This window comes from Enterobacter sp. 342, from assembly GCF_036663495.1.
GTDB lineage: Bacteria > Pseudomonadota > Gammaproteobacteria > Enterobacterales > Enterobacteriaceae > Enterobacter.
This window is the reverse complement of the sequence record NZ_JAWUEI010000082.1, coordinates 1-4,014: the sequence shown is the minus strand read 5'-3', so window position 1 is coordinate 4,014 and position 4,014 is coordinate 1. Positions and strand designations below refer to the sequence as shown.

The 4,014-nt window shown below is 45.0% G+C and carries 4 protein-coding genes and 1 pseudogene; 4 read left to right on the top strand and 1 reads right to left on the bottom strand.

Annotation, left to right across the window (positions count from 1 at the left end; genetic code table 11):
- Positions 1 to 85 precede the first annotated feature (85 nt).
- The 4 genes and pseudogenes from V6E55_RS25115 to V6E55_RS25100 all read left to right on the top strand — a co-directional run.
- Entirely contained in the window at positions 86 to 385 is a 300-nt protein-coding gene (locus V6E55_RS25115) for a YtcA family lipoprotein (protein ID WP_309295218.1), read from the top strand.
- A 9-nt stretch (positions 386 to 394) separates the two neighbouring features.
- Positions 395 to 1,423 carry a multidrug transporter subunit MdtN gene (mdtN, locus tag V6E55_RS25110; protein WP_134928581.1) on the top strand — a complete coding sequence of 343 codons (1,029 nt, stop codon included), beginning with the start codon at positions 395 to 397 and terminating at the stop codon, positions 1,421 to 1,423.
- Positions 1,424 to 1,425: 2 nt separating this feature from the next.
- Positions 1,426 to 3,405 carry an FUSC family protein gene (locus tag V6E55_RS25105; protein ID WP_134928580.1) on the top strand — a complete coding sequence of 660 codons (1,980 nt, stop codon included), beginning with the start codon at positions 1,426 to 1,428 and terminating at the stop codon, positions 3,403 to 3,405.
- Between the two features lie 272 nt (positions 3,406 to 3,677).
- Positions 3,678 to 3,934 (top strand): annotated as a pseudogene (locus tag V6E55_RS25100) (transposase); the annotation flags it as partial.
- Positions 3,935 to 3,946: 12 nt separating this feature from the next.
- On the opposite strand, the gene V6E55_RS25095 reads toward V6E55_RS25100, so the two are convergent.
- Positions 3,947 to 4,014 (bottom strand): hypothetical protein (locus tag V6E55_RS25095; RefSeq protein WP_223720247.1); only part of this gene is annotated, 68 nt, incomplete at its 5' end.

Below are 4,014 nucleotides of genomic sequence, written 5' to 3'. Positions count from 1 at the left end.
GCTGATAGAAACAGAAGCCACTGGAGCACCTCAAAAACACCATCATACACTAAATCAGTAAGTTGGCAGCATCACCTCATGTTTCATGTATATAAAAATGAATAAACTAACAGGCAAACGTTCATCGTTCTGTCTAATGATGGTTGTGTTAACCACCATGGGCACACTAACCGGATGTTCGCCAGCACCTTCTGTTGTCTTTTTTGGTGCATCCTTCCCTGACTGGCTTTTATGTTCAGCTATGGGGGGCATAGGGATGACCTTGTTACATATCCTTTCGGGAAGATTACGCAAAACGGGCTGGTTAGCTCCTGCGGTCGTCGTGTATCCCTGTATTACAGGATTAATTTCGATGCTGTCTTGGTTGATTTTCTTTCCGCATTAAGGTGTAAAGATGGCTTTAAAAACTAAAATTTATGCGATCTGCTTATTACTGCTCACTCTGGCCGTTCTGGTGTTAGTTCTGCTCCGAATTGATGCCGCTCCACGTACTGATGACGCTTATGTTTATGCCGATACTATCAGCGTGGTGCCTGAGGTGAGTGGCCGAATTATCGAATTGCCTGTTAAAGATAACCAGCTCGTAAAAAGAGGGGAGCTTTTGTACCGCATAGATCCCCGCTCTTTCCAGAATATCTTGGACGCCAGCCAGGCCCGGCTTATTACCCTTAATGAACAGATTAAATTATCTGAACGCTCCGTCAGCGCCCAACAGTATAATGCTGAGGCTGTAGCAGCGCAGATAGCCAGCGCACGTAGCCAGTACCAGCAGGCTCAGGAAACGTATAACCGAAAGCTTGCCTTGTCCGAAAAAAATTATGTTTCTAAAGAAGAGTTGGATCTGGCAAGAACGTTCAGAAACACCGCTGAGGCTAACTATAATTCGGCGAAATTACAGGCCAGGCAGGCCAGTGCCGCGGTGAGTGGTGTGGATGCGCTGGTGGCCCAGCGCAATGAAGTACAGGCTCAGATTTCGGAGGCTAAGCTAAATCTTGAATACAGCGAAGTTCGTGCGCCTTTTGATGGAAGGATCACGTCACTGAAGACTAGCGCGGGTCAGTATGCATCACCTTCGCAATCGGTCATGACGTTGATTGATACAAGGCAGTGGTATGTCATCGCTAATTTTCGGGAAACTGACCTGCAGGGTGTGACAGAAGGAACAACTGCAACGGTATTTATCATGGCTGATACCAACAAATCATTTTCAGGCACCGTGGATTCAGTCAGTTATGGTGTTGCGCCGGGTGACAGTGCCAGCGTAGGTGGGCTGCAGTTTGTCGAAAAAACCATTAACTGGGTCCACGTTTCACAGCGTTTCCCGGTCAAAATCAAAATGTCTGGTTATGACCGGAGACTCTTCCGTATTGGGGCATCTGCAGTGGTAACCCTTCATCGCGGCAACAAATATGAACGGGAGTAGAAATGGATACTCCTTCTCCTGCTATTCGTGATATCTGGATTGCCATGCGTCCGTATCCTGGGCGCATTAACCACGTATTCCGTGCTCTGATTGCCAGTACGATAGTGGTGATTGTGTCTCAAAGTCTTCAGGTTCCCTGGCTGGCTCTATCGCTTATCACCGTATTTTTTGTTACCCAGACTAACGTCGTGGTCACCAGACTGACTGGCATGTTATTCATCGTTGGTTCAACTTTATCTATTTTGCTGTCTCTACTCGTCCTTAAAGTAACATGGAATACTCCTTTTCTGAGAATCTTAATTTCCTGCGCCGTATTCTTTATCAGTGTGTTTATGATGAGAACGACGAAAATTGGCGTTGTGTTCTTCATTGTAGCTATTGTTTCTATATACACACAAAGTCTTGTTAATATTGCACCTGATGCAGAATTTCTGGTAAGAACTATCCTTTGGGTATGGGTAGCCGTTAATTATTCTATTGTCGTGACGCTGATTATTAACTCCCTCCTGATACCGGTGGAACCTGAAAATCAGCTGAAGCGGGCAACCGAAAAACAACTAGATGATGTCATCGTTCTTCTTTCACCAAGTTCAGTATTATTGCGAAAGAAAAATTCATTAAGCCAGGCCGGACGCACAATGCAAACGCTGTACAGGCTTTTACGATACAAAACAATGCGGGATAAAGATGCTGAAGAAACAACGCTCCATTATCTTGACGTCATATCCTTAATATCCGAATTATTGACAGCATCTTTCCATCTGCCAGAACAACTGGATGGAGACGACGTATTACTGGATACACAAATCCTCCGAGGAGCGCTTAAACACCTAAAAGTAACGATAGCTGATAGCAAATCTGGCTGGGACATGGAACCGATTGAGTTACATTCATCAGAACCCGCATTGCACTTAATGGCAGGGATCATCAGTGCGTATAATAAGAATACGGCTGCCGGAGGCAATACCAGGACGTCATCACTTCCCGCACTGTTGCCACAGACAGGCTTTCTGGTAAAGGATGCTTTCAGCAATCCACAGTATGTCTTTTTTTCGCTTAAAACATTACTGAGTGCTGCAATCTGTTATTTATTCTATACAGCGACAGACTGGTCCGGAATTCACACCATCATGCTCAGTTGTCTTATTGTTTCCCAGCCAGGCCTGGGAAACACGCAAAGAAAAATTATCCTGCGTCTGATCGGTGCGGCCATAGGCAGTGTGTTTGCACTGGTCGCCATTGTGTATCTTACCCCACGAGTTGATTCTATCTTCGGCCTGCTATGTATTGTGCTACCGGTACTCGCATTGTCTTCGTGGATATCAGTAGGGGCGGAGAATGTAAGTTATGCCGGAATACAAATCATGTTCACTTTCGCTATGGCTACGCTTGAAACTTTTGGGCCAGTAACAGAGTTAACAGAAGTTAGGGACAGGATCGTTGGCATAATACTGGGGATCATTGTTGCCGGTCTGATCCATACACTGATTAGACCCGAGCGAGAGGGTGGTATTATACTCCAGAAAATTAGCATATTATTTAATGAAGCTTCTGGTTGGCTTTACAGTGCAACCCGGCATCACGAAGCCCGTCAGAAAGTCGTCATGGGCCTTGCTGAGTGTGAGGATATAGCTGCAAGAGTGGCTATCGAACCAAACTGGTTCAACTCTGAAGGGACTCATGATCAGATTCATCACCGAATACACTCCGTTCTGAACGCCATTAAAAATGTTATGTATCATATAGACCGTCTTTCCTTTGAAAAGGAACAACTGGAAAAAGAAGACGTAGCCAATGAATTTATCATGGCGCTACAGGAAAATATGGACAGAATTTCCAGCATATTGAATGGTCATGAATTAAAAGATGATCATATTTATTACCCCACACCTGACAGTAGGTTACCTGACTCATTCAGGGAGGCTGCCAGGGGATTAGAGGAAAGTCAGCGCCATTTTTTCAGTATCATGTCATTTTCTTAATATGAGCTTAAACCCTTAACAGAACCGCACCGGGTTCCATTTAAAAAAACAGACTTGGGGTAATGCTATATTGCCAGGCAACGAGTGAGACGGTGTAGCCGGACTGCATGGAGAGGGCAACAAAACGGGCTTTTTCTTAGGAAGAATAACGGCGACATTTTTGCCCGACAGTGATCACTTCGATTCTTTGCACAGGACACTGAAGTGGTTTACTGAATTTGGCCATCTGAACAGAGGTGATATGCTCACCTCAGAACAACACAGGTGCTCCAATGAAAAGAAGAAATTTCAGTCCTGAATTCAAACGCGAATCAGCCCAACTGGTTGTCGACCAAATTACACCGTCTCTGACGCTGCCAGGGCGATGGATGTTGGTCTTTCCACCATGACGAAGTGGGTCAAACAACTGCGTGATGAGCGTCAGGGCAAAACGCTAAAAGCCTCCCCGATAACGCCGGAACAAATCGAAATACGTGAGCTGAAGAAAAAGCTACAACGCATTGAAATGGAAAACGACATATTAAAAAAGGCTACTGTAGATTCAATCTGTCAATGCAACACCCCTTTCAATTATCTCTTTCGGTGTTTTGAACTTCAGTGTCTTTCTCG

What these genes read in the sequence shown, in the direction of transcription:
- V6E55_RS25115 (WP_309295218.1), top strand. Translation starts at nt 86, where the DNA reads ATGTATATAAAAATGAATAAACTAACAGGCAAACGTTCATCGTTCTGT.
- V6E55_RS25105 (WP_134928580.1), top strand. Translation starts at nt 1,426, where the DNA reads ATGGATACTCCTTCTCCTGCTATTCGTGATATCTGGATTGCCATGCGT.
- mdtN (WP_134928581.1), top strand. Translation starts at nt 395, where the DNA reads ATGGCTTTAAAAACTAAAATTTATGCGATCTGCTTATTACTGCTCACT.